17 protein-coding genes are annotated in these 24,198 nt (G+C 70.1%); 8 read left to right on the forward strand and 9 right to left on the reverse strand.

From position 1 onward, the window contains the following. Window positions 1–16: 16 nt before the first annotated feature. The 3 genes from LXT21_RS17085 to fusA form a co-directional block, all read right to left on the reverse strand. Window positions 17–1,408, reverse strand: coding sequence for a fibrinogen-like YCDxxxxGGGW domain-containing protein (locus tag LXT21_RS17085; RefSeq protein WP_254039210.1), 1,392 nt, complete (start codon window positions 1,406–1,408; stop codon window positions 17–19). Window positions 1,409–1,511: 103 nt separating this feature from the next. Next, window positions 1,512–3,452, reverse strand: a complete 1,941-nt coding sequence (locus LXT21_RS17090; protein WP_254039211.1) for an ABC-F family ATP-binding cassette domain-containing protein — start codon at window positions 3,450–3,452, stop codon at window positions 1,512–1,514. Between the two features lie 83 nt (window positions 3,453–3,535). Further along, window positions 3,536–5,650, reverse strand: a complete 2,115-nt coding sequence (gene fusA / locus LXT21_RS17095; RefSeq protein ID WP_254039212.1) for an elongation factor G — start codon at window positions 5,648–5,650, stop codon at window positions 3,536–3,538. A gap of 213 nt (window positions 5,651–5,863) precedes the next feature. On the opposite strand from fusA, the gene LXT21_RS17100 reads away from it, so the two are divergent. Next, window positions 5,864–6,226 (forward strand): nuclear transport factor 2 family protein, encoded by a 363-nt coding sequence (locus LXT21_RS17100; RefSeq protein ID WP_254039213.1) that lies wholly within the window; start codon window positions 5,864–5,866, stop codon window positions 6,224–6,226. 22 nt (window positions 6,227–6,248) lie between these two features. Beyond that, entirely contained in the window at window positions 6,249–6,587 is a 339-nt protein-coding gene (locus LXT21_RS17105) for a hypothetical protein (protein ID WP_254039214.1), read from the forward strand. A 3-nt stretch (window positions 6,588–6,590) separates the two neighbouring features. Here the strand turns inward: LXT21_RS17105 and sthA are convergent, their stop codons facing one another. The 3 genes from sthA to LXT21_RS17120 form a co-directional block, all read right to left on the reverse strand. Then, a complete protein-coding gene (gene sthA, locus LXT21_RS17110; RefSeq protein WP_254039215.1) occupies window positions 6,591–7,997 on the reverse strand; it encodes a Si-specific NAD(P)(+) transhydrogenase in 1,407 nt (468 codons plus the stop codon). 43 nt (window positions 7,998–8,040) lie between these two features. Continuing rightward, the gene (locus LXT21_RS17115) at window positions 8,041–9,834 is read right to left on the reverse strand and encodes an alpha/beta hydrolase family protein (RefSeq protein ID WP_254039216.1); all 1,794 of its coding nucleotides are present in this window, start codon (window positions 9,832–9,834) and stop codon (window positions 8,041–8,043) included. Between the two features lie 78 nt (window positions 9,835–9,912). Beyond that, window positions 9,913–11,745, reverse strand: coding sequence for a right-handed parallel beta-helix repeat-containing protein (locus LXT21_RS17120; protein ID WP_254039217.1), 1,833 nt, complete (start codon window positions 11,743–11,745; stop codon window positions 9,913–9,915). 314 nt (window positions 11,746–12,059) lie between these two features. Between LXT21_RS17120 and LXT21_RS45380 the strand changes: the two genes are divergently transcribed. After that, window positions 12,060–13,172 carry a DUF6600 domain-containing protein gene (locus tag LXT21_RS45380; RefSeq protein ID WP_323394683.1) on the forward strand — a complete coding sequence of 371 codons (1,113 nt, stop codon included), beginning with the start codon at window positions 12,060–12,062 and terminating at the stop codon, window positions 13,170–13,172. A gap of 197 nt (window positions 13,173–13,369) precedes the next feature. Here the strand turns inward: LXT21_RS45380 and LXT21_RS17130 are convergent, their stop codons facing one another. Next, window positions 13,370–14,173, reverse strand: coding sequence for a pseudouridine synthase (locus tag LXT21_RS17130; protein WP_254039219.1), 804 nt, complete (start codon window positions 14,171–14,173; stop codon window positions 13,370–13,372). Between the two features lie 108 nt (window positions 14,174–14,281). Between LXT21_RS17130 and LXT21_RS17135 the strand changes: the two genes are divergently transcribed. After that, window positions 14,282–15,286 (forward strand): alpha/beta hydrolase family protein, encoded by a 1,005-nt coding sequence (locus LXT21_RS17135; RefSeq protein ID WP_254039220.1) that lies wholly within the window; start codon window positions 14,282–14,284, stop codon window positions 15,284–15,286. 127 nt (window positions 15,287–15,413) lie between these two features. Then, entirely contained in the window at window positions 15,414–15,743 is a 330-nt protein-coding gene (locus LXT21_RS17140) for a YnfA family protein (protein ID WP_254039221.1), read from the forward strand. Between the two features lie 30 nt (window positions 15,744–15,773). Here LXT21_RS17140 and LXT21_RS17145 read toward each other — a convergent pair whose 3' ends face one another. Continuing rightward, on the reverse strand, window positions 15,774–15,992 hold the full coding sequence (locus tag LXT21_RS17145; protein WP_254039222.1) for a hypothetical protein: 219 nt from the start codon (window positions 15,990–15,992) through the stop codon (window positions 15,774–15,776). A gap of 131 nt (window positions 15,993–16,123) precedes the next feature. Between LXT21_RS17145 and LXT21_RS17150 the strand changes: the two genes are divergently transcribed. Next, on the forward strand, window positions 16,124–17,107 hold the full coding sequence (locus LXT21_RS17150) for a DUF1028 domain-containing protein (protein WP_254039223.1): 984 nt from the start codon (window positions 16,124–16,126) through the stop codon (window positions 17,105–17,107). Window positions 17,108–17,225: 118 nt separating this feature from the next. Beyond that, on the forward strand, window positions 17,226–17,468 hold the full coding sequence (locus LXT21_RS17155) for a hypothetical protein (protein ID WP_254039224.1): 243 nt from the start codon (window positions 17,226–17,228) through the stop codon (window positions 17,466–17,468). Here the strand turns inward: LXT21_RS17155 and LXT21_RS17160 are convergent. Continuing rightward, window positions 17,465–18,187 (reverse strand): RNA methyltransferase, encoded by a 723-nt coding sequence (locus tag LXT21_RS17160; RefSeq protein ID WP_254039225.1) that lies wholly within the window; start codon window positions 18,185–18,187, stop codon window positions 17,465–17,467. The two genes, LXT21_RS17155 and LXT21_RS17160, sit on opposite strands and share 4 nt — an antisense overlap. A 250-nt stretch (window positions 18,188–18,437) precedes the next feature. Between LXT21_RS17160 and LXT21_RS17165 the strand changes: the two genes are divergently transcribed. Then, entirely contained in the window at window positions 18,438–24,197 is a 5,760-nt protein-coding gene (locus LXT21_RS17165) for an alpha-2-macroglobulin family protein (protein ID WP_254039226.1), read from the forward strand. Window position 24,198 lies beyond the last annotated feature (1 nt).

The raw sequence follows: 24,198 nt of genomic DNA on the forward strand, positions 1-24,198 counted from the left end.
GTGGGCCCCGCGTGGGTCAGCGGATGGCGAAGCCCCAGGTGTAGGGCGTGCCTCGGAAGCTGCAGGTGGAGCCGTTGCTCCAGGCCCAGGTGAAGTCGAGCCGTCCTCCCGCGCAGTACTCGCCCGCGTAGTCGGCCAGGTGACCTCGGGCTCCGCCCACGTTGTCATTGTCGCACGCGAACTCCGGGCTGGTGCTCCCGGCCGCGGGGTAGCCGTAGCCCACGCAGCCCATCATGATTTGCGAGGCGGGCGGGCCGTAGGTGCCTTGCTTGAACGCCGTGCCGGGTGTGCCGAGGGCCATGTTGACGCTGGTGTGGTTCCACGTCTGCGCGGGGTACGTCTGCGCGAAGCCCTCGCCGGAGGTGCGGTTGAAGACGCGAATCTCGGTGAAGGAGATGCAGGCGAGCGCGCGAGACCAGTCCGAGCTCCCCGGGGTGCCGCGCGAGCTGACGCCCAGGCTCGTCTTCGCCGAGGCCGACTGCCAGCCCGCGACGGTCCATCCCCCGCCCGCCGCGCTCATGTCGCAATAGTGCTGCGTGGGGCCGGTGCCGCAGGGATTCAGGGCATACACGCCGCTGGGCAAGGAAGGGCAGTACTGGCGCAGCAGCCGGCACGAGGCGGGCGCGGCGGTGGGGGACTCGGGGCAGGGCTTCTCGGGGATGCTGGGGCCCGACGGGTCCGTGCCCGTCACGGGGTTGCTGGTGACGGAGACGATGAGGTCGGAGAAGTTGTTGTTGGCCTGCTCGTGGGCGCGGTCGAAGTCCTCGAAGGCCAGCACGCGCCGCTGCGCGCCCGGGTGGTAGAGCGAGACGAGGTGTCGGCGCTGCGAGGGGAGGGGCTCCGGGTTGAGCGCGTCCAGCGAGTAATAGGTCGTCCGGGTGTAGTCGACCTGGCCCCAATCCCAGCCATTGGAGACCAGGAAGAAGCCGATGCGCGTGCCCGCGGGGAAGCGCCCCAGGTGCATGCGGTCTCCCGGGGTCAGCGCGCCTCCGGAGCCCCAGGCGGAGGCGTTGTCGAAGATGAGGTGCTTCTGCAGGCCCACCGTCGTGGTGGGAGGGCTGCCCTCCGGATAGGTGAAGTAGCCCAGCGTGTTCAGGAACGTCGCCGCCTCCGACACGAAGGTCACCCAGACATCCGACTCCGCGAGGACTCGCACGTTGGGGTCGAAGCCCGACGACAGGTACTCCGGATGGTGCACCAGGACGGACTGTCCTTCGGGGAGCGCCGCCTGGATGTCCTGGAGGAAGTCCGCGGGGAGGCTCTCCGGCGGGGCCTCTTCCACCTTCGCGCGCGAGGTGGAGAGCGAGGGCGTCGTCTGGCCCGCCTCCTCCGGATGACAGCCCCACGCCAGCAGCAGACACAACGGTGACAACACCCGGCGCACCGGGCGGCACGAAATGAATGACATGTCAGGGACTCCCTTGGAGGGAAGGAATGGCTCCACGCGAGAGCCCCTGGATTGAATGGCAAACGTCGCGTGCCGGCAAATCCGGCGGCGACGGGCGCCGCGGCTAGGGGGCGCTGCCCGCGAGGTCCTGGAGGACCTGCCACCGCGCGTAGAGCCGGTCCACCTCGGCGACGGCGCCGTCGAGCTCCTTCTGGACCTCCGCCACCTTGCCGCTCTTGCTGTAGATGGTCGGGTCGGCGAGCTGGGCCTCCAGCTCCGCCTTGCGCGTCTCGGCCGCTTCGATGGTGGCCTCCATGCCGTCCAGCTCTCGCTGGTCCTTGTAGGAGAGCTTGCCCCCCTTGCGCGCCTGCTTCGGCGCGGCGGCGGGGGGAGCGGCCGCTACGGGCTCGGCCTTCTTCGACGCGGCCTTGGCGGCCTCGGCGGCGGCCTGCGCGTCCGACTGCTCCTTGAGCCGCCGGTACATCGTGTAGTTGCCCTCGTAGCGGGTGACGCGGCCGTTGCCGTCGAACGTCACGATGCTCGTGGCCACCTTGTCGAGGAAGTACCGGTCGTGCGTGACGAGCAGCGTGCTGCCGCCGAAGTCCAGCAGCAGCCTCTCCAGGACGTTGAGCGTGACGATGTCCAGGTCGTTCGTGGGCTCGTCCAGCACCAGCACGTTGGCGCCCTCCAGGAACAGCCGCGCCAGCAGCAGCCGGTTGCGCTCGCCGCCCGACAGCGCCTTCACCTTCATGCGCTGCATGGGCACCGGGAAGAGCAGGTCGTCCAGGTAGTCGCGCAGGGCCACCTTCTGGTCCCCCAGGTCCACCCAGTCCTCGCCCTGCGAGGCCGCCTCGTACACCGTCATCTCCGGGTCCAGCTGCGCCCGGTTCTGGTCGTAGTACGCCACCTTCGTGTTCTTCCCGATGACCAGCTTGCCGCTGTCCGGGGGCAGCTCCCCCAGCAGCACGCGCAGGAAGGTCGTCTTGCCCACGCCGTTGGGGCCGACCAGGCCCACGCGCTCGCCGCGCTGCAGCCGGAAGTCCACGCCGTCGAGCACCTTGCGCTCGCCGAAGGCCTTCGTGAGCCCCTCGGACTCGATGACGGTGTGGCCCAGCCGGGGCGCGGCAATCACGCGCAGGTCCGCCACCTTGGGGCGCTGGAAGCCCTTCTCCGCCATCAGCTTCTGGGCCCGGTCGATGCGCGCCTTGCTCTTGGTGCGCCGCGCTTCCGGCCCGCGGCGCAGCCACGCCACTTCCTGGGCGATCCACCGCTCGCGCTTGTGCTGGGCGACCTCCGCGTTCTCCTGCGCCACCAGCTTCTGCTCCAGGTACGCCTGGTAGTTGCCCGGATAGGACGTGACGCCCGCGCCCGGCTGGATCTCGACGATGCGGTCCACCAGCCCGTCCAGGAAGTACCGGTCGTGGGTGACGAGCAGCAGCGCCCCGGGCAGCTTGTCCAGCTCCTCCTCCAGCCAGTCCACCGTGTCGGCGTCCAGGTGGTTGGTGGGCTCGTCCAGGAGCAGCATGTCCGGGCGCGTGAGCAGCGCCCGGGCGATCGCCACGCGCTTGCGCAGGCCGCCCGACAGCTGCGCCACCGGCCGGTCCCAGTCCTTCACGCCCAGCCTGTCCAGCAGCGTCTTCGCGTGGTGCTCGGTGTCCCAGCCGCCCAGCTGCTCGATGCGGTCCGACAGCACGGCCAGCTGCTCCATCAGCTTCTCGTGGGCCTCCGGGGGAGAGGCCTCCAGCCTCGTCGCCAGCTCCGCCTGGGCCGCCAGCGCCTCGCGCAGCGGGCCCTGGGCCACCGACAGCTCCGAGGCCACCGTGGCGCCCTCGCCGAACTCCGGCTCCTGGGGCAGGTAGGTGACGCGAGCGCCACGGCGCAGCTGCAGCTCCCCCGTGTCCGGCTTCGCCGCGCCCGCGAGGATCTTCATCAGCGACGTCTTGCCCGAGCCGTTGACGCCGACCAGGCCCACCCGCTCACCCTCTTCGATGGTGACGGTGAGCCCTTCGAACACGGTGCGGCTGCCGAAGCTGAGCTGGACGTTGGCGGCACGGAGCAGCGTCACGATGATTCTCCCGAAAAGGCGAAAGGCGCCCCTCACTGAAGAGGAGCGCCTTCCTTACAACCTGGACGCCTGGGAGGCGCGGACTACTTGCGCGCCGCCTGCTCGGCCGCGAGCTTCTCCTTGTACGCGGCCATCAGGGCCTCGGACTCGTTGCGCGGCACCGGCGTGTACTTGGCGAACTCCATCGTGAACTCGCCCTTGCCCTGCGTCGCGGAGCGAAGGTCCGTGGAGTAGCCGAACATCGTGTTCAGCGGAACCTCGGCCACCGCCGTCACGTAGCCCTCGGCGGTCTCCGTGGAGAGGATGGTGCCGCGGCGCTGGTTGAGCTGGCCGACGACGGAGCCCTGGAAGTCCTCGGGCGCCGTGACTTCGACCTTCATCATCGGCTCGAGGATGATGGGCTTGGCGGCGGCGTAGCCCTCGCGGAAGCCCATGATGGCGGCCGTCTTGAACGCCATTTCGGACGAGTCGACCGCGTGGAACGCGCCGTCGTTGATGACCACGCGCACACCGACGACGGGGAAGCCGATGAGGCTGCCCTTCTTCACGGCCTCGGCGAAGCCCTTGTCGCACGCGGGGATGAACTCGCGCGGAATCGAGCCACCGACGATGTCGTCCACGAACTCGTACTGCTGCACCGCGTCCGAGGGCAGCGGCTCGATGTAGCCGCACACGCGCGCGAACTGACCGGAACCACCGGTCTGCTTCTTGTGCGTGTAGGCGAACTCGCCCTTCTGGCTGATGGTCTCGCGGTACGCCACCTGGGGCTTACCGGCCTTCACCTCGCACTGGTACTCGCGCTTCATGCGCTCGATGTAGATCTCCAGGTGCAGCTCACCCATGCCGCGGATGATGGTCTGCCCGGACTCCTCATCGCGGTGCACGCGGAAGGTGGGGTCTTCCTTCGTGAAGCGGTTGAGCGCCTTGGAGAAGTTCTGCAGCGCCGAGCGGTCCTTCGGCTCCACGGCGAGCGAAATCACCGCGTCCGGGACGTGCATGGACGTCATCGTGTAGTTCACCGAGCCGTCGGTGAACGTGTCGCCGGAGGCGCACTCGATGCCGAACAGCGCGACGATGTCGCCGGCCGTCGCGTCGTTGATGTCGTCCATCTTGTTGGAGTTCATCCGGACGATGCGCGGAACCTTGACCTTCTTCTGGTTCACCTGGTTGACGATGAAGTCACCCTTGCTGACGCGGCCCTGGTAGACGCGCATGTACGTCAGCTGGCCGTAGCGACCGTCCTCCAGCTTGAACGCCAGACCGACGAAGGGCTTCTCCGGGTCCGACTCGAGGATGACCTTCGCCTCGTTGTTCTTCTGGTCCAGCGCCTCGTTGGTCGCCTCCTTGGGGTTCGGGAGGAAGTTACAGACGGCGTTCAGGAGCAGCTGCACGCCCTTGTTCTTGTAGGCGGAGCCGCACATGACGGGCGTCATCTTCAGGGCGATGGTCGCCCGGCGGATGGCCGCGGTGATGGCGTCGTTCGGGATGGCGGCGTCCGACAGGAACAGCTCACCCAGCTGGTCGTCGACCTCGGCCACGCCCTCGATCATCTGCTGACGGCGCGCCTTGGCGTCGTCCAGCATGTCCGCGGGAATCTCCTCCTCGCGGACCTGCTCGCCGTTCTCACCGTCGAAGTAGAACGCCTTCATCTGGATGAGGTCGACCAGGCCCTTGAAGCGGTCCTCGCCGCCGATGGGCAGCTGCAGCTTGACGGGGTGGTGCGACAGCTTCTCCTTCAGCTGCGCGGCCACGCGGTCATAGTTCGCGCCGGCGCGGTCCATCTTGTTGACGAACGCGATGCGCGGGACGCGGTAGCGCTTCATCTGCCGGTCGACCGTGATCGACTGCGACTGCACGCCGGACACCGAGCAGAGCACCAGGATGGCGCCGTCGAGCACGCGCAGGGAGCGCTCCACCTCGATGGTGAAGTCCACGTGTCCCGGCGTGTCGATGAGGTTGATGTTGTACTCACCCCACATCGCGTACGTGGCGGCCGACTGGATGGTGATGCCCTTCTCACGCTCCAGGTCCATCGAGTCCATGACCGCGCCCACGCCGTCCTTGCCGCGGACCTCGTGGATCTCATGGATCTTGCCCGTATAGAACAGGATGCGCTCGGAGAGCGTCGTCTTGCCCGAGTCGATGTGGGCGGAGATACCGATGTTACGAATCTTCTCGATGGGTGCGTTGGCGGCCACGATCCGGTCCTTCTTTTCTTGAATGTGCCTGACGGAACAGAGCAGGCGGGGCCCTTACTTCCCACGGGACTTGGTTTCCAGCCAAATCCGCATGAGGGTGGAGTCCAATACTCCTACCTTGCCTTACAGCTCGGGCCCAACCTTATATAAGAGGCGGCTTGGCCTCTCGCTGTCGAGAGACTGTCACCGAATTCTTCCGAGGGTTTCTGAACCATGAGCGCGAGCGAAAACTTCTCCGTGGCCCGGGCCTGGCTGGCCGCCTTCAACGCGCATGACGTGGAGGGGCTGGTGGCGCTGTACGCCGAGGACTGCACCCACACCTCGCCCAAGATCAGGGTGTTGCACCCGGAGACGGGCGGGAAGCTGGTGGGCCGGCCGGCCCTGGCGAAGTGGTGGAGGGAGGCCATCGCCCGGCTGCCTGGCCTGCGCTACGAGGAGACGGCGCTGACGGCGGACGGCGAGCGCGTCTTCATGGAGTACCTGCGGCACGCACCTGGCGAGGCGCCCATGCCGGTGGCGGAGGTGCTGGAGGTCCGTGGCGGCCGGATTGTCGCCTCTCGCGTGTACCACGGCTGACGGCCGGGCTAGGGTGCCCCCCATGGCGACGAACCCCAGCGCCTTCGACAAGGACTTCGGCTACCTGCTCCCGTTCCTGGACAAGGTGGCCGCCGCGGCGGCGGGTCTCGAGGACTCCCAGGCCCGCGAGGAGCTGACGCGGCTGATGGCGGAGGAGAAGGTCCGCTGGGAGCGCGCGCGGGAGCTGTTGCGCGGCGCCGGCGGCAAGGGCGGCGGGCGCTCCGACGCGGGCGCTTCCCCCGAGTCCTCGCTGGCCCGGGCCTCGGCGGATGACGTCCACCGCACGGCGCCGGGCCCCTCGGGCCTCACCGTGGGCAGCCTGAAGAGTGACGGCGCGGCGCCGAAGTCGCGGCGCCGCTGAACCTCAGACGAGGCCGCGCTTGAGGCGGTCCAGCGCGTCGAAGGTGGCCGACTTGTAGGCCTCCGACAGCGTCGGGTAGTTGAAGCACGTCTCCACGAAGAGCCGCGCGGTGGAGCCGGTGAGCATGGCCACCAGGCCGATGTGCACCAGCTCGGAGGCCTGCTCCCCGAGGACGTGCACGCCGAGCAGCTTGAGGCTCTCGCGGTGGAAGAGCAGCTTCAAGAGGCCGTGCGTCTCTCCGATGATCTGCCCGCGCGGGTTGGTGGCGAAGCGGGCGCGGCCGGCCACGTAGGGGATGGCCTTGGCTCGCAGGCCTTCCTCCGTCTCGCCGGCCGTGGAGACCTCGGGGATGGTGTAGATGCCGTAGGGCAGCACGGTGGCGATGGCCAGCGGGCCGCCCAGACAGAAGGCGTGCTCCACCGCGACGCGCGCCTGGTCCATGGAGGTGGAGGCCAGGGCGGGGAAGCCGATGACGTCTCCCACCGCGTAGATGTGCGGCACGGCCGTCTGGAAGCCGGGGCCCACCTCCACCTGTCCACGTGAGCCCAGCTTCACGCCCAGCTCCGCGAGCCCCAGTCCGTCCGTGTTCGCCGAGCGGCCCGAGGCCACCAGCACCTGGTCCGCGGAGACCTCCTCACCGGAGGACAGCGTCAGGCGGATGGGCACCTCGCACGCGGCGGGCACGTCCACCTTCTCCACCGTCTGGCCGAAGCGCAGGCGGATGCCGAGCGCCTCCATGCGCTGGGCGAGCAGCGCGGAGAACTCGTCGTCCAGGAAGGACAACAGCTCCGTCTTCACCTCCACCAGCGTCACGGGGATGCCGAGCGCGGCGAACATGCACGCGTACTCGCAGCCGATGACGCCGCCGCCCACCACGACGAGCGACTTGGGCAGCTGGCCAATCTCCAGCACCTCGTCCGAGTCGTGCACGCGCACGTCGCCGAAGGGGTACAGCGGGGGCCGGTAGGGCTTGGAGCCGGTGGCGACGAGGATGAAGGCGCCGGTGAGGCGCACGTCGTCGGCGCCCACGCGGCGCACCAACACGGTGTGCTCGTCCAGGAGCGTGCCGTTGCCCTGGAGCACCTGGATGCCGTGGCGCTCCAGGTTGTGGGCGATGCGCTCGCGCTCCATGCCCTTCACCCGGCGCTCGCGGTAGAGGAAGTCGGAGACGGTGGCCTCGTGGCGCAGCGTCGTCTCCACGCTGTAGAGGCCGCGCGCCTTGAGGCCGGACAGGTGCAGCGACGTCTCGCGCAACGTCTTGGACGGCAGCGTCCCGGTGTTGGCCGCGGTTCCACCCAGCACGGGCTCACGCTCCACCACCGCCACGCGCTTGCCCGCCAGCGCCGCCTGCACCGCCCCCCACTCACCGGCCGGGCCGGAGCCAATCACCACCAGGTCGAAGTCCCTCATAGGACCCCAAACTACGCGACCCCACGCACCCTTTGAAGCGAACTCACCGTGTCAGGTGCTCCTCGAGGAAGAGAGCGGTCTGCCGCATCATCTCCCGAGCGCTCTCGAGGTCGTCCGTCAGCTCGAAGCCGTGGTGGCCCTCGGGCAGCTCCAGCAGCGTGAGGGGCGCACCTCGCGTCCGGGCCTCCTTCACGAAGTCATCGAGCGCGGCGTTGAGCGCCGGTGCGTCCTGGCCCGCGCGCAGCACGAGCAGGGGCGGTGTCTTCTTCGCGTTGCCGGCCTTCAGGGCGCCGAGCGGCGAGGAACTCACACCCGGAGCGTCGAGCAAGGGGTACCACGCCACCGCGCAGCGCAGCCAGGCGGGAGGCTCCTTGCGCAGCGCGGGCGACAGGCCCCAGAGCCCGCCCGCGGACATGCTCATGAGGCAGACGCGGTTCGCGTCGATTTTCTCGGTGGAGGCCTGCTTGCGCACGAAGGCCAGCGCCGAGTCCAGGCGCTTCTGGAGGTCCGCGACGCGCGTGTACCACTGGGCCGAGTCCGCGCCGGTGGCGGGAGAGCCGAGCTCCACCAGCGCCACCGCGTAGCCATGCGCGGCCACCCATCGGGCTTGTCCGGCCAGGGCGGGCAGGTCCCTCACGAGGGGCGTGAGGCTCGGGTGCAGGATCCCATGGGCCAGCACCACGACGGGGACAGGGCCCTGCGAGGTCGCATCCGGGATGTAGAGGTCCAGCTTGTAGTCGCGGGTACCCACGCGCGTGTACGTCAGGCCCCGGCGCACCTGGACCTCCTCCATGCCGGGGATGGTGAGGACGGGGCGGGCCTTGGCCCACTCGGGCAGTGGCGTGTCCAGGGATGCGGGCAGCGTGGGCGCGGAGAACATGGGCGGGCCGTAGGAGGGCACCTCGCCGAAGCCCAGGTGCATGCGCAGCCACTGGGCCCGGTCTCTTCGCGCGGCGTCACTCAGCTCATGAGCGCCTTCGTAGAACCGGGTGAGCTTGGGCTCGGTGCCCGCGTCGATGAAGGCGCGGACCTGCTCGGCAGTGACCCACGGGTCCGAGCGACCGTACTGGAACAGCAGGGCCCGGGGGCTCGCGGCGCTGACGCCCACCACGCCATCGAGGGCCGCCATCTTCCGCGCGAACGTGGCGAAGTCCTGCTCGGACATCGCGTCGGCGAGCTTCTTCTCGTTCTCGCGCTCGAGCTCCAGGATGCTCTTGGAGTAGTCGCCCACGCCATTCATCAGCACGAAGGCGCGCAGGCGCGACTCGACGCCCGCCAGCGCGCCGCCCACCATGGCGCCCATGCTGTGGCCCACGAAGCCGAGCCGGTTCGCGTCGACCTCGGGACGGAGGATGAGCAGGTCCACGCCGCGCCGCATGTCGAGCAGCGTCTGGAGGTGCGTGGGGTAGAGCGCCGAGCCCCGGAGCGAGCCGCGCCAGGGCTCCGGGCGCACGTGCGGCGCGTCGACGAGCAGCGACACCACGCCGGAGCGGGCGAGGGAGAGCGCCTCGTCGAGGAACTCGTTCTTCGAGCCCTGTCCCCAGTGCAGGAAGACGAGGCCCGCGAAGGGGCCGGGGCCCGGCGGGGTGACGAGGAAGGCGGGGACGCGTCCGCCCTTGGGGCTGGCGTACGTCAGCTCCGTCACCGTGACGTCTCCGCGCTTCTGCACGCGGACCTGCTTCACGTCGAGCGGCGCCGATGCGTCATGCTTCGTCACCTCACGCAGCTCGGCGAGCAGCGTGGCCGGATCCGCCGCGGGCGCGGCCGCGACGGGGAGCGTGACGACGGCCGCTAGCAGGAAGATGCGCCAACACGACGAGCGGCGAGACCCGGACATGGAACGCCTCGACTGTGAGAGGGCCCCGGAAGGGAGGGCCCTGGCGAGTCTGAGCGCTCCTGGCGCGAGCGCAAGTCCTCAGGGGCGCGGGCCGTAGGTGGGGACGGGGGCGCCGACCTCGATGGCGCCGAGGTCCGGGGCCGCGCCGGTGTATCCATCCGTGACGTTGTCGAGCGGCGTTCCCGCGTTCTCCACGACTGAACCCGCGCGAGGACGCAGGTCGGGTGCGGCGTACAGCGTCATCGGGGCCGCCGGATAGGCGACGGTCGCGGCGAAGGCCCCGAGGTCCACCTGGACGGCGTGCTTCTCGGTGGTGTTGGCGCGCAGGTCACTCAGGCTGGTGAGGCGCGTGCCGCCCCAGTTGGCGTTGAAGGTACCGGAGGTGGAGCCGAAGCCGTCGTGGTCCAGGTCGGCGTTCGCCGTGGTGAGCGAGGGGAGGTGGAGGACGCTGCCCTGGGCGCTGCCGCTGCTGTAGCCGTTGAACGTTCCTCCGGGCCCGCCGATGAACAGGTTGTTGCGCGCGTAGAGTCGGGCCACGGGGGTGGTCGCGGTGATGCCGAAGCCGTCGCCGTGCTTCACCACGGTGTTGTGCAGGAGCACGTCGCCGGAGCTGCCCCGGTAGAGTTTGAAGGCGATGTGCACCGCGTTGTAGACGGCGTTGCGGATGAAGTAGGTCGGCCCGCCCAGGCTTGGCTGGGACGACAGGGCGATGAAGTTGTTGGTGAGGCGGTTGCCGACGATGCGGCAGTTGTGGGCGCAGAAGTCCGCCTCGACGCCGTCGTCCGCGTTGCCAATGAGGTCGTTGTCGAGGACGTCGATGCTGAACTGGTCCACCGCGGCGTCGTCCTCCATGAAGGAGATGCCGTCGCGGAAGCCGGTGACGCGGTTGTTCTGGATGACGTGTCCGGGCCCCGTGACGCAGATGCCCTCGCCCTGGTTGTTGCCGTTGACGCCGAGCGAGGACTCCGCCCAGGTGGTGATGCCCGTCACCACGTTGTCGGCGATGTACGCGTTCTCCGCGCGCAGGAAGGTGACGACCGCGTCGCCGCCGTTCGCGGAGGTGGCGTTGATGGTGGAGCGGGTGAGGGAGAAGTTCTTCGTCCCGTTGAAGCGCAGGCGGCCGTTGAGGGTGAGCCGGTCGAAGTGCACGTGGTTCTGGTTGAACAGGTTGACGGGGCCATTGATGACGGTGCCCGACGTGCCTCGAAGGACGATGGGCTTGCCCTCCGTGCCGCTGCGCGACCAGTCGAAGCCGCTGTACGTCCCGCTGCCGAGCTCGAGCAGGTCTCCGGGCTGGGCGCTCGCGGCGATGCTGGCGAAGTTGGCGGGTGTCACGGCCTTGACGGGCGCGTTCGCCATGGGCGCCGGTACCGCGCGCGTGGTGGCCGTCGCGGTGCGCACGGTGCCGCCGCCATCCGAATCGGAGAGCGTGAGCTCCAACTCGTACTGCGTCGCGGGCTGGAGCCCGAAGATGCTGCCGGAGTGACGCTGGGCCCAGGAGAAGCCTTCGTTGCTCCCGGCGGGGACGCGGCGCAGGGGCAGGGCCTTGCGCCAGGGGCTGGTGCCCACGGGGCGGTAGCGCACGGCGACGGTGCTGTTGGCGTTGGCGTCGCCGGTGAAGGCCCACTCCACCATCAGGTGTTGCAGCGTCGGGAAGGGGAGGGTGACGGCGCCGGGGACGGTGGCGTTGGGGCCGCCGCTCGAGCCTCCATCTGGAGCGGTGTTCGTCCCGCCGTCCTCTTCGGGCGTGCCGCTGTCAGTCGCGCCAGCATCCGGGGTGAGCACGGAGCCGTCGGGCGTGTTCGTCCCCGCGTCATCTGGAGTGTCGTCGTTGTTACCGCTGTCACCACAGGCGACGCTGAGAAGCAGCGCGGCGGCACCACACCACGTCCGGAGGATGCGAGGGCTCATGCGCGGATTGTGCGCCGAGGAGCTGACAGCTCGCGAGGACTGGATGCGGTGGTTCCACGGGTGGCGTCGACGGTGGCGTGTCCATGTGGGTGGCGGAGGCGCTCCTGCGTTGCACCGGGCGCCCATCGGGCCGAGGACTCCTCCGCCTGGCTGAGGTCGTGCGAGGACAGCCGACAAGCAGCCGGGCCTTCCCGTCGTGAACGGTGAAGGACTCTCTTCGGAAGGAAGAGGGGCCACCCTTCAGAAGGAGAGCACCCTTCATGCTCGAAGGAGGAGACATGCGGTCCTGGTATCGAACCTGGCGATGGCTGCGCATGGGAGGCGTGAGCGCGAGCGCCCTCCTGGTCTGTCTCGGCGGTGGTGCGCGCGCCCAGGTCGATGACGGGACACAGGTCGCCTCGAACCCGTCGCTCCAGACGGGCGCCGTCTCGACGTTCTACGACACGCTGTCGCCTTACGGGACCTGGGTGCAACTGCCAGATGTCGGCTGGGTCTGGCGTCCCAATCCGACCGTCGTCGGCGTTGATTTCGTTCCCTATGCCACCGGGGGCCAGTGGGCCTACAGCGATTGGGGCTGGACGTTCCAGACCGGTTGGAGCTGGGGCTGGGCGCCCTTCCACTACGGCCGCTGGTTCCTCACGGCGTCCAATGACTGGGTGTGGTGGCCCGACGATGAGTGGGCGCCGTCCTGGGTGGACTGGCGCTGGGGGGATGGCTTCGTGGGTTGGCAGCCGCTGGGGCCTCCCGGCATCAGCGTCAACGTCGGGCTGTCCTGGAACTTCGTGGGCACGAACGACTTCGTGCGTCCGCGGGTGGGCCAGTTCCTGGTTCCGCGTGCGCGAGTGCCGGTGCTGCTCCGACAGACCCAGGTGGTGGGCGAGCGCGTGCCCGCTCGTGTCGGTGAATGGAACCGAGGCCCGGCACCGGGCAGGGTCGCCGAGACGACGGGGCGGCCGGTGCCTCGGTCAAGGGTGGCGCCGCCTCCCTCGGCCGCCCTGCCACGCGAGAGCCGCAACTCGCAGGTGCCGAGCGCCGGGGCCGCGCGGCGTCCACAGCCCGCGCCCAGGCCGGGAACCCCCGCGCAAGTCGAACCGAGGCCTGCGGTCCCCGCGTCGAGGCTGAATGCATCCCAGCCCGCCCCACGCTCGGAACCCGCGCCGCATCCCGCACCCGTGCCGCAGGCCGAGCCTGCTCCGCACGCGGAGCCCGCTCCACGTCCAGCCCCCGCTGCACCCTCTGTCGGAGCGCCCGCACCACGCGAAGAACCTGCCGCTCGTCCAGCGCCAGCCCCACGCGCGGAGCCTGCTCCGCACGCAGAGCCTGCCCCTCGTCCAGAGCCTGCTCCGCACGCGGAACCCGCTCCACACGCAGAGCCTTCGCCTCACGCCTCGCCACACTCGGAGCCCGCGCCACATCATGGGCGTTGAGGGGCTCACTTCCCTTGAGGGCAGATGCTCTCGGAGCAGGCTTCGCCGCCTTCGAGGCACGAGTCCTTTCGCGCCCTCCGCCTTCGCCACACTCGGAGCCCGCGCCACATCATGGGCGCTGAGGGCTCACTCTCCTCGAAGGGAGACGCTCTCCGAGCAGGCTTCGCTGCCTCCGAGGCACGAGTCCTTTCGCGCCCTCAGTCTTCGCGAGGCTCGGTGGGTCCCCCGTAGCGCAGCCCTTCGCGGACCTCGTCATCGGTGAGGAGCCGGAACGTGCCCTCGGGGATGTCGAGCTCGATGGCGCCCACGGCTTCACGGTGGAGGGCGCGCACGGGGAGGCCCACGACGCCGAGCATCCGCTTCACCTGATGGTGGCGGCCCTCGGTGAGGGTGACCTCCACGGTCTTCTCGTCGCGCACGCGGACGGTGGCGGGGCGGGCGGGGCCGTCGTCGAGGACCATGCCCTTGCGGAGCGGCTCCACGCGTTCGTCATCCGCGGTGCTGAAGACGGTGGCCACGTAGCGCTTGGGCAGTTGGGTGTCCGGCGACGTGGCGTGGGCGACGAACTTGTCGTCATTGGTGAAGAGCAAGAGGCCCGTGGAGTCCACGTCGAGCCGGCCCACCGCGTGCCACGTGTATCCGGCGAGCTCGGGAGGGAGCTGGCGGAGGAGGACCTCGAACACGGTGCCGGTGCGGTGCTGTGACACGGTGGAGGACAGCACGCCCGCGGGCTTGTGGAACGCGAGCACCCGGGTGGCGGGGGCGGACAGCGGGACGATTCTCCCGTCGACGCGGACGGTGGCGCCGGGGGGGACGGGGGCGAGGGCCATCTTGGCGACGCGGCCGTTGATGGTGACGCGGCCGGCGTTGATGGCGTCCTCGGCTTCCTTCTGGGGGAACACGCCCGCGCGTGCGAGGGCGCGAGACAGCCAGTCCGGCTTCTCCTTGCCCTCCCATCGTTGGTGCTGCGGGGGCTTGGTCTTGTCGGGCTTGCGCGGCATGGGCTTCCAGAAGGGACGATGGAGCCGGGCGTCATATCATCGTCACCTGGAGCGCGTGGCGTCTCCGTGGTGCCGCCGGCCCGGGTGGGAAGGCGTAGAGTCGGGGACATGACCGCTCGTGCCGGGAATCCGTCTGTCCGGGATGAATCACGGATGCATCCGTTGGATGCGTTCATGGCCGCCCTGGCCAGTCGTCGGCTGTTCTGTGATGGCTGGGGAGATGAGGAGACCTTCGCGGGGGCGCCGTTGTCGGGGCGGCTCGCGGCGACGGTGTTGCCGTTGGAGGTCCGCTGGGGCGCGGAGCAGGCGGCGGGGCGTCGTCGGTTCCGGGATGGGGCGTTCGATTCGCCGTGGGTGGCGTTGCCGTCGGAGGTCCGGCTGGGCTCGGTGCGGTGGATGACGTCCGAGCGGGGGCGGGGGCGGGACGCGTGTGTGGTGCTCGCGGCGTCGCGGGACGAGGGGTTCCGGTTGCGCAGTTGGTTGTTCGCGCCGTTGGTGGAGGAGGGGGTGGACCTGTTCCTGCTGGAGAATCCCTATTACGGGACGCGGCGGGCGCTGGGGCAGAAGGGGCCGCACATCCGCACGGTGAGCGAGCAGCTCCAGATGAACATCGCGTCCATCGAGGAGGCGAGGGCGCTGGTGTCGCACGCGCGGCGAGAGGGCTACGAGCGCGTCGCCGTCGCGGGCTACAGCATGGGGGGCTACATGGCGGCGTTGACGGCGGCGATGATTCCGGAGCCGGTGGGGGTCGCGGCGCTCGCGGCGGGGGCCTCGCCGGCGCCGGTGTTCACCCAGGGCGTGCACTCGCGCTCCATCGACTTCAGGCGGCTGGCGGGCTCTCCGGACGAGACGGAGGCAAGGACGCGGCTCGCGACCATCCTGGACGCGGCGAGCGCGCGCCTGTTGCCGCCGCCCGTGAAGCCGAGTGCCGCCGTCATCCTGGCGTGCGCGAGAGATGCCTTCGTTCCTTTGGCGGAAGCACGCGCGCTCCATGCGCACTGGCCTGGAAGTGAGCTGCGCATCGTGGACGCGGGACACGTCTCCGCGGTGATTACCTCGGGTGCCGCGCTCCGTGGCGCCATCCGGGACGCGGTGCATCGCTCGGGCGCGTGAGCTGGCGGGACCGCTTCCCTCGCGCACGTGTGGAGTCAGGGGCGTCGCGCGGAGTCCTGGGGACGAAGGCGCATCAACTCGGGGGCGTGGTAGGTGTCCTCGGGTCTTCCTTCAGGGACTCTTCGTCATGCCGTTTGTACATGCGCTCGGACTCTTCATCCTCACGGCGCTGGCCGAGATTGTGGGCTGCTATCTGCCGTATCTCTGGCTGCGTCAGGGGCGCTCCGTGTGGTGGCTGGTCCCCGCGGCCGCGAGTCTGGCGCTCTTCGCGTGGCTGCTGACGCTGCATCCGACGGGAGCCGCGCGGACCTACGCCGCATACGGAGGTGTCTACATCGCGGTGGCCCTCGCGTGGCTCTGGCTCGTCGAGGGAGAGCGGCCCACCACCTGGGATGTCGTGGGCGCGCTCGTCGCCATCTGCGGCATGGCCATCATCATCCTGGCCCCTCGACGTTAGCGGCCATGTCCACGTGAACGTGGCGCCGTGCTACCGCCTCGGCGGCGAATCCGTATCCTCACCCTCGGCGCTCCCAGGTGTCTTCCCGGGCTCCGCCTGCGGCATCCGGCGCTCCTCCTCGAGCCCACCCGCCTCCGCCGACTTGGGCGTTTGTCCCGGCGCCTCCTCCTCGGGAGAGCTCCGCCGCCGGCCGTTCTGTCCCGGCTCCTCGTCACCGACCTCCATCGACTCATAGGGCATGTGGTCCATGCTGCGTCCTCCTCTCGCGGGTTCAGGACTTCCTCGAAGGTAAGGCCGCCTCCGCACCCCATGCCGCGTCGGGCCTTGCGGTCGCACGCTCCCTCGCTCAGCCTGCGCCCCTCCTCCGTGGGAGTCCCCGCATGTCCCGACTCGCCCTCTGCCTCGCGCTCATGTCCCTCCACGCCGTGGCCGCCGAACCCTCCGCCACGCCGCGCCGCCCCGTGAACACCTACTCCATCGTCGCCAGGGACCCGGCGACAGGAGACCTGGGCGTCGCCGTGCAATCCCACTGGTTCTCCGTGGGCGCCACCGTCCCCTGGGCCGAGGCCGGCGTGGGCGCCGTCGCCACCCAGTCCTTCGTCGACCCGTCCTACGGCCGTCTCGGCCTGGACCTCATGCGCGCGGGCCGCTCAGCCCCGGACGCACTCAAGGGGCTGCTCGCCGCCGACTCCGCCAGTCAGGTGCGCCAGGTCGCCATGGTGGACGCCCAAGGCCGCGTCTCCGCGCACACGGGCTCGAACTGCATCGCCGCCGCCGGACACCTCATGGGCGAGGGCTTCTCCGTCCAGGCCAACATGATGCAGAAGGACACCGTCTGGCCCGCGATGGCCAAGGCCTACCGTGCCTCCAAAGGCGACCTCGCCGAGCGCATGCTCGCCGCGCTCGAGGCCGCCGAATCCCAGGGCGGAGACCTGCGCGGCAAGCAGTCCGCCGCCCTCATCATCGTCTCCGCGAAGCCCTCGGGCCGTCCCTGGGCGGACCGCCGCTTCGACCTGCGCGTCGACGACCACCCCGAGCCCCTCAAGGAACTCCGCCGCCTCGTCACCCTCCAGCGCGCCTACAACTTCATGAACGAAGGCGACCTCGCCCTCGAGCACAAGGACACCGACGCCGCCCTCGCCGCGTACGCGTCCGCGGAGAAGCTCGCGCCGGGCAACGCGGAGATGACCTTCTGGCACGCCATCTCCCTCGTGGGCGTGGGCCGCGTGGAACAGGCCCTTCCGCTCCTCCAGCGCGCCTACGCCGCCGACCCCCGCTGGCGAGAGCTCCTCACCCGACTGCCCGCGGCGGGCCTGCTCCCCGATGACCCCAAGCTCCTCGCGCGTCTCACCAGCGAGAAGTAGCCCCGCGAGCCCAGGGAGCAGGGGCCCGAGCGGTGGGCCCGCCACCCCGGAGACACGGCGAGCCCCTCCGCTTGTGGGGGCCCGCCAGGATGGAGAGGTTACCTGGACGAGGATGCCCATGAGTGACGCCCAGGCTCCACTTGCCGCATTGACCGTCCCGCTCCTCGCGCTGGCGCAGGTGCCGCAGGAGGTGTCCGTCTCCACCGAGGGCTCCTCGGGACACAGCTACTGGTACTGGGTGGCGCTGCTCGTGCTGGCCGCGGCCGTCTTCGCGTGGGTCGCCGTGGCGCTGGCCCGCAAACGCAAGGCCCCGCCTCCCCGGTCCCCGCGCGCCACCCCCCGCTACCGCCGCCCCGTCTAGCCTCGCGGGCCGTGCTTGCGCAGCGTGTGCAGCGCGGCCAGCCACAGCCGCGCCTCCTTGCGCGTCAGCCGTGAGCGACGCAGCGGCGCGAACAGGTCCCGCAAGCCCGTGCGCCCCGGCTGCGCGTCGATGAGGAACCCCCCCGACGTCAGCACGCCCTCCAGCGTCGACTCCACCTGCGCCAGCTCCGTGTCCGTCGCCGCCACCGGCAGGGGCCCGGGCGGCGGCGCGTGCGCCTCCAGCGTCGCCACGCGGACCTCGTAGGCGTACAGCAACACCGCCTGCGCCAGGTTGATGGATGGCTGCTCCGGCGCGGTGGGCACCGCGGACAAGTCGTGGCACCGCTCCACCTCCGCGTTGGTGAGCCCGCTGCGCTCATCCCCGAAGACGATGGCCACCGTGCCCTGTGTCGCGCGCGACACCCACTCTTCCGCGACGGCGCGAGGGGCCAGGCGCCGCTTGCCCTCCACCTTGCGGGAGCTGGTCCCCACCACCCACACACAGTCGGAGACGGCCTCCTCCAACGTGGCCGCGCGACGGGCGCCATCGAGAACGTCCTCGGCATGGACCGCCAGCCGGCGCGCGGGCGTCAAATCCTCCACCTCGGGCGTCACCCAGACCCAATCCGACAGGCCGCAGTTCTTCAGCGCCCGAGCAGCGGCACCCAGGTTCTCCGCGTTGCGCGGACGCATCAGGACGAAACGGACGGGCAGCACCATGCCGGACCACCATACCCGCTTCCCTGGGGGCGTTGACCCCGATGCGTCGCCCTCCTATAGCGTGGCGCCATCGACCGCTGGGTGCGTGCGCGGAGGCCACCAGGAGTGTGGCCCCGGGTACACCCTGTGGGCCCGAGGACGCGTGGGGGACGCGTTCGGGCCGTGGGCGTTCGACCGCACTCCCCAAGATTCCTGGCGTGTGCGCCGTCGGCACGTCGCATGAAGAACAGCAGGCACCTTCGGAGGAAACATGGGTCCGCAGTCCGTCGTCTCCATCTCGCCACCGCGCGCAAGACGCGCCGGTTGGCTCGTCGCCGCGCTGCTCCTGGGCGCCTCGCTCTCCGGTTGCAAGAAAGAGGAGTCGCAGCAGCCCGCCACCTCCTCGCCGAGCACCCCGAGCGCCACCACGCCTCCGCAGGCGAGCACCGGGGGCGACGCGGGCACCACCGCCGCCGTCGTGAAGGTGCCGCCCAAGCCGGAGGCCGTCACTCCCATCATCCGCTCGCAGGGCGCCGTGGGCGTGCTGCCCCAGTCCATCGTCATCGAGCTGGCGCGACCGCTGCGCCCCGATGACCAGTCGGTGAAGCCGGGCACCGTCGTCTCCATCTCCCCGCAGGTGCCCGGGCACCTGACCTGGAGCGGCCCCTCCACGCTGACCTTCAACACCTCCTCCGGTCAGGCCTTCGCCTTCGACACCGAGTACACCGTCAAGGTCGTCTCGCTGGAGACCGACGCGGGCGTGGTGAAGGCGCCCTCCGATGACGCCTGGAAGTACGTCTTCAAGACGCCGACCTTCCAGTTCCTCCGCATCCAGCCCAAGCAGCTGGACCTGGCCAAGAGCCGCATCGAGATGGACGTCGTCTTCTCCGGCCCCGTGGCCCCCAACCTCATGCGAGGCAAGGGCACGTTCCTGGTGGGCACCCAGCCCATCTCCGACGTGAAGTGGCGCTCCGTCGCCGGCGTGTCGAACGCGCTCACCGCGGAGCTCTCCAACCCCGGCCTCAAGCCCGCGGCCACGGTGCGCTTCAGCCTCAAGCAGGGCCTGGCCGCCGCGTCCAACGCGAAGGCGCTCGCCCCCGCGGCCGAGGCCTCCTTCGTCCTGGACGGCGGCAAGCGCATGGACATCACCGGCATCAACCGGAAGGAGGGCAACAGCGGGCACTACCTCGAGGTGGCCTGCCGCGACGTGGACGCGAGCGCGCCTGCGAGCCCCCGCGTCTATGAGGAGTACGATTCGTACTACTGGGAGTCGGGCAACAAGGGCTGCGTGCTGGACGACGCCACGGCCGAGGCCTCCATCCACGTGACGCCGCCGGTGAAGGTCTCCGTGGCGCCCACGCGGCAGGGCTTCCGCATCTTCGGCGACTTCAAGCGCGGCACGTACACGCTGCGCATCGACGCGGGCGCCACGTCCGTGGGCGGCGGCACCCTGCTGGCGAACTTCGAGCAGGAGCTGTCCATCCCCGCGCGCCAGTCGCAGCTCTCCTTCACCTCCGCGGGGCGCTACCTGCCGCGCGGCGCGTGGCGCAACCTGCCCCTGCAGCACCTCAACCTGGACGCGGTGGAGGTCACCATCCGCAACGTCCCGCCGGAGAACCTCATCTTCTGGATGAGCGACGACCAGCGCGAGACGGCGGACGAGCGCACGTCCAACCTCGTGGTGAAGAAGACGCTGCCGCTCCAGTCCGCCTCGGACACGCTCACCACCACGTACCTGGACGTCGCGAGCCTCGTGCCCGCGACGACGCGGGGCCTGGTGGAGGTCTCCGTCCGTCGCAACCACCTGCAGGCCGCCACGCGCGTGCTGCTCACCGACTTGAGCCTCGTGGCCAAGCGGGGCGGACCGGCGCCGGGCTCGAAGGACTCGGGCGAGGTGTGGGTCTGGGCGCTCGGCATCGAGAGCACGGACCCGGTGACGGGCGTGGAGGTGTCGCTGGTGAAGAAGAGCGGCCAGGCCGTCAGCCGCTGCGTCACCAAGGGCGCGGACGGGTGCGTGCTCAACGTGCCCCCGGCTGGCGTGGATGACAGCCAGCCCTTCGCGCTCATCGCGCGCCAGGGCGACGAGATGACGTACCTCAAGTACAACGAACTCAAGACGGAGATCGCCAACTCCGACGTGCAGGGCGAGCCGTACCGCTCCGAGAAGGCCTACCGCGCCTCGCTCTGGTCCGACCGCGGTGTGTACCGCCCCGGCGACACCGCGCACATCGCCGGCGTGCTGCGCGGCCAGGATGACCTGGCGCCGCCCACGGGCATGCCGGTGGAACTGGTGGTGGTGGACCCGCGCGAGCGCCAGCTCAAGAAGGTGCCGCTCAAGACGAACGACGCGGGCCTCGTCTCGCTCGACCTGCCCTTCGAGGCGTTCCAGGACACGGGCCACTACCGCGTCACGCTGAAGGTCGCCGACCGCGAGGTGGCGTCCTACGGCCTCAACGTGGAGGAGTTCGTCCCCGAGCGCATGAAGGTGACGGCCACCGCGGAGGCCCCCGGCTACGTGCAGGGCGTGGAGATTCCCGTCGGCGTGGAGGCCGCCTACCTCTTCGGCGGCTCGGCCGAGGGCAGCCCCGTGGAGCTCAACTGCCGGCTGGTGCCGTCCGACTTCAAGCCGAAGCAGAACGCGCAGTTCACCTACGGCCTGTGGCGCCAGGACGGCAAGGAGCCGCGCCCCGTCACGCTGGGCCAGGCGAAGGGCACGCTGGACGCGAAGGGCCAGGCGCTCATCCACTGCCCGGCGCTGGCGGCCATGGGCGGGCTGCGTGGGTCCGCGCGACTGAGCGCGCTTGCGAGCGTGTTCGAGTCCGGCAGCGGCCGCTCCACGGTGAGCGAGGCCAGCGTGCCCGTGCACCCGGAGCGCTACTACGTGGGCCTGCAGGCGAGCGTGGGCAAGGTGAAGGCCGGCAAGCCCTTCACCGTGAACGGCGTGGTGGTGGACTGGGACGGCAAGCCCGTCGCGTCCTCGTCGCTGGCGCCCGCTTCCGTGGAGGTGGAGTACGTCCGGCTGGAGGAGGAGTACGGCTACTACTACGACGAGGGCGAGGGCTATGACCGCTACCAGCGCTACCTGAGGCCGCTGCGCGAGGGCAGCGCCTCGGTGAAGGTGGTGGATGGCCGCTTCAACCTCACCGTCACGCCGGGCGCGGACGCGGCGGGCTACCTGGTGCGCGTGCGCTCCGGCAACGCGCAGACGGACCTGGAGCTGGAGGGTGAGGGCCGCTACTACTGGTGGGGCGAGGGCTCGCGCGTGGACCAGACGCCGCGTCCGCTCAAGCCCACCTCGCTGGACGTGGCCGTGCCCGCGAAGGCCGTCGTCGGCAAGCCCATCACCGTGAAGCTCAAGGCGCCCTACAAGGGCCGCATCCTGTTCACCGCGGAGACCGACCGCGTCCTCGCCACCGAGTGGAAGGCCGTGGAGCCGGGCGAGGTGACGTGGAGCTTCACGCCCAAGCAGTTCGCGCCCAACGTCTACGTGAGCACCTTCCTGGTGAAGGACCCGCACCTCGAGTCCGCCGAGGCCTTCATGCCGGACCGCGCCTTCGGCGTGGCCAGCGTCGTGCTGGAGCCGGTGGACTACACGCAGCAGGTCACCCTGAACGTGCCCAAGGAGGTCCGCTCCAACGACACGCTCACCGTGGACCTGGACCTGGGCGCGCTCGAGGGCGCCACCTTCGCCACCGTGGCCGTGGTGGACGAGGGCATCCTCTCCCTCACGCGCTTCCAGAGCCCGGACCCGCTCAAGGACATCTTCACCAAGCGCGCCCTGGGCGTGGACACCTTCGAGACCATCGGCTGGACGCTGCTGGTGCCTCCGGGTGGCAGCTCGCGCTCCACCGGTGGTGACGCGGAGGGGGATGCGTCCGGCCGCGTGCAGCCCGTCAAGCCCGTGGCCCTGTGGAGCGGCGTGGTGCCGGTGCCGGCCAATGGCAAGCTGCGCCTGCCGTTCCAGCTCCCGCAGTACCGGGGCGCGGTGCGGGTGATGGCGGTGACGGCGGGGCCCAAGCGCATGGGCCGCGCCAGCGCGCAGGTGCTGGTGAGAGACCCGCTGGTGCTCCAGACGACGCTGCCGCGCTTCCTCACCCAGAACGATGAAATCCAGGTGCCCGTCTTCGTCACCAACCTGTCCGGCAAGGTGCAGGACGTGAAGGTGACGCTGGCCGCGGAGTCGCTGCCGGTGCCCGGGCTCACCCAGCCCGCGGACACGGCGTCGCCGCTGCAACTGCTCGGCAAGAGCGAGGGCCGCGCGCGCGTGGAGGATGGCAAGTCCACGACGTTCGTCTTCCAGGCTCGCGCGGTGCAGTCGGTGGGCGCCGCGCGGCTGAGCGTGGTGGTGGAGGGCGGCGGCTACACGTCGAAGGAGACGCTGGATGTGCCGCTGTCCCCGTCGGGTCCGCGCGAGCGCCGCGTGCAGCGCATCGAGCTGGCGCAGGGCGTGACGGACGTCTCCAAGTCCCTGCAGGGGTGGGTGCCCACCACGGAGCGCTCCACGCTCTGGGTGACGGCCAACCCCTATGCGCAGTCGCTCCAGCACCTGTCGTACCTGGTGCGGTACCCGTACGGCTGCATCGAGCAGACGACGTCCTCCACCCGGCCGCTGCTCTTCGTGTCGGAGCTGGTGGACCAGGTGGACCCCACGCTGAAGAAGAATGGGGACGTGGGGGACATGGTGCTCGCGGGCATCAACCGCGTGCTGTCCATGCAGACGCCCTCGGGCGGCTTCGGCTACTGGCCGGGCGAGACGGAGCCGCAGCTGTGGGGCACCGCGTACGCGACGCACATGCTCCTGGACGCGCAGAAGCAGAAGTACCCCGTTCCGCAGGACCGCCTGGATGACGCGCTCCTGTGGATGGGCAACACGCTCAACACGATGGAGGGCAACACGAGCGTCGCCCGCGACTACCACGGCAACTCAGAGGCCTACATGCACTACGTGCTGGCGGTGTCCGGCAAGGGCCGCAAGGCGCGCGTGCAGAAGCTGGTGGACGGGTTGGCCGAGGCCGCCAAGAAGGCCCCGCTCAAGGGCGAGCAGCTGGAAGAGGACTACATGCTCAAGGCGGCGCTGTGGCTCGCGGGAGACCGCCGCTACGAGAAGGAGCTGCGCAACCCGGACCTGACGCCCGTCACCGACGAGCGGCGCAACAACTGGTCCTTCTACTCGGACCGGCGCCGACGCGGCTTCATGCTGAGCACCTATCAGGACCTGTTCGGCACCGACGCCGCGGGTGAGCCGCTGGCGGCCATGGTGGCGAGCGCGCTGCAGTCGAGCCCGAGCTATTGGTACACGACGCAGGAGCTGGTCTGGGGCATCACCGGCCTGGGCAAGCGGCTCAAGGGCGTGGCCACCAGCTTCACGCCTCCGACGCTGACGGTGGATGGCAAGGAGGTCGTGGCGAAGCAGGCCAAGGACGCGCGCGCTTCGGACCGCACCTGGGCGCTGGCCCGCGCGAGCGAGCGCAAGAGCCTCCAGCTCGACTTGAAGGACAAGTCGGCTGGCACGCTGTTCCTCGTGCTGAGCAGCGAGGGCGTGCGCTCGGACGGACCGCCGCGCGTGGGCGGCGAGGGCCTGAAGCTCAGCCGCAAGTACCGCAAGCAGGACGGCACGGAGGTGAGCCTGAAGGAGTCGCCGGTGGCGCTCGCGGAACTGGTCTACGTGGAGCTGGAGCTGACCAACACCACGGGCGAGCGGGTGCAGAACATCGCGCTGGTCGACCGGCTGCCGGCGGGCTGGGAGATCGAGAACGCGCGGCTGGGCCGGGGCGGCTCGGTGGACTGGGTGCAGGCCGACGCGATGTGGACCCCGGACTACGTCAACATCCGGGATGACCGCATGGAGGTCTTCGGCGCGCTGGGGGCTCGCGAGTCGAAGAAGGTCATCTACGCGGTGCGCGCGGTGACGGCGGGGGCCTTCACGTTGCCCACGGCGGAGGCCGAGGCGATGTACGACCCGCGCCTGTGGGCCCGCGAGGCGGGCGGCACGGTGCAGGTGTCCGGCCCGTGGAAGGACAACCTCCTCTGAC

Origin of the sequence: Myxococcus guangdongensis (assembly GCF_024198255.1) — a bacterium.
GTDB classification, from domain to species: domain Bacteria; phylum Myxococcota; class Myxococcia; order Myxococcales; family Myxococcaceae; genus Myxococcus; species Myxococcus guangdongensis.

What these genes read in the sequence shown, in the direction of transcription:
- LXT21_RS17085 (WP_254039210.1), bottom strand. Translation starts at nt 1,408, where the DNA reads ATGTCATTCATTTCGTGCCGCCCGGTGCGCCGGGTGTTGTCACCGTTG.
- LXT21_RS17100 (WP_254039213.1), top strand. Translation starts at nt 5,864, where the DNA reads ATGAGCGCGAGCGAAAACTTCTCCGTGGCCCGGGCCTGGCTGGCCGCC.
- LXT21_RS17105 (WP_254039214.1), top strand. Translation starts at nt 6,249, where the DNA reads ATGGCGACGAACCCCAGCGCCTTCGACAAGGACTTCGGCTACCTGCTC.
- sthA (WP_254039215.1), bottom strand. Translation starts at nt 7,997, where the DNA reads ATGAGGGACTTCGACCTGGTGGTGATTGGCTCCGGCCCGGCCGGTGAG.
- LXT21_RS17115 (WP_254039216.1), bottom strand. Translation starts at nt 9,834, where the DNA reads ATGTCCGGGTCTCGCCGCTCGTCGTGTTGGCGCATCTTCCTGCTAGCG.
- LXT21_RS17120 (WP_254039217.1), bottom strand. Translation starts at nt 11,745, where the DNA reads ATGAGCCCTCGCATCCTCCGGACGTGGTGTGGTGCCGCCGCGCTGCTT.
- LXT21_RS45380 (WP_323394683.1), top strand. Translation starts at nt 12,060, where the DNA reads ATGGGAGGCGTGAGCGCGAGCGCCCTCCTGGTCTGTCTCGGCGGTGGT.
- LXT21_RS17130 (WP_254039219.1), bottom strand. Translation starts at nt 14,173, where the DNA reads ATGCCGCGCAAGCCCGACAAGACCAAGCCCCCGCAGCACCAACGATGG.
- LXT21_RS17135 (WP_254039220.1), top strand. Translation starts at nt 14,282, where the DNA reads ATGACCGCTCGTGCCGGGAATCCGTCTGTCCGGGATGAATCACGGATG.
- LXT21_RS17140 (WP_254039221.1), top strand. Translation starts at nt 15,414, where the DNA reads ATGCCGTTTGTACATGCGCTCGGACTCTTCATCCTCACGGCGCTGGCC.
- LXT21_RS17145 (WP_254039222.1), bottom strand. Translation starts at nt 15,992, where the DNA reads ATGGACCACATGCCCTATGAGTCGATGGAGGTCGGTGACGAGGAGCCG.
- LXT21_RS17150 (WP_254039223.1), top strand. Translation starts at nt 16,124, where the DNA reads ATGTCCCGACTCGCCCTCTGCCTCGCGCTCATGTCCCTCCACGCCGTG.
- LXT21_RS17155 (WP_254039224.1), top strand. Translation starts at nt 17,226, where the DNA reads ATGAGTGACGCCCAGGCTCCACTTGCCGCATTGACCGTCCCGCTCCTC.
- LXT21_RS17160 (WP_254039225.1), bottom strand. Translation starts at nt 18,187, where the DNA reads ATGGTGCTGCCCGTCCGTTTCGTCCTGATGCGTCCGCGCAACGCGGAG.
- LXT21_RS17165 (WP_254039226.1), top strand. Translation starts at nt 18,438, where the DNA reads ATGGGTCCGCAGTCCGTCGTCTCCATCTCGCCACCGCGCGCAAGACGC.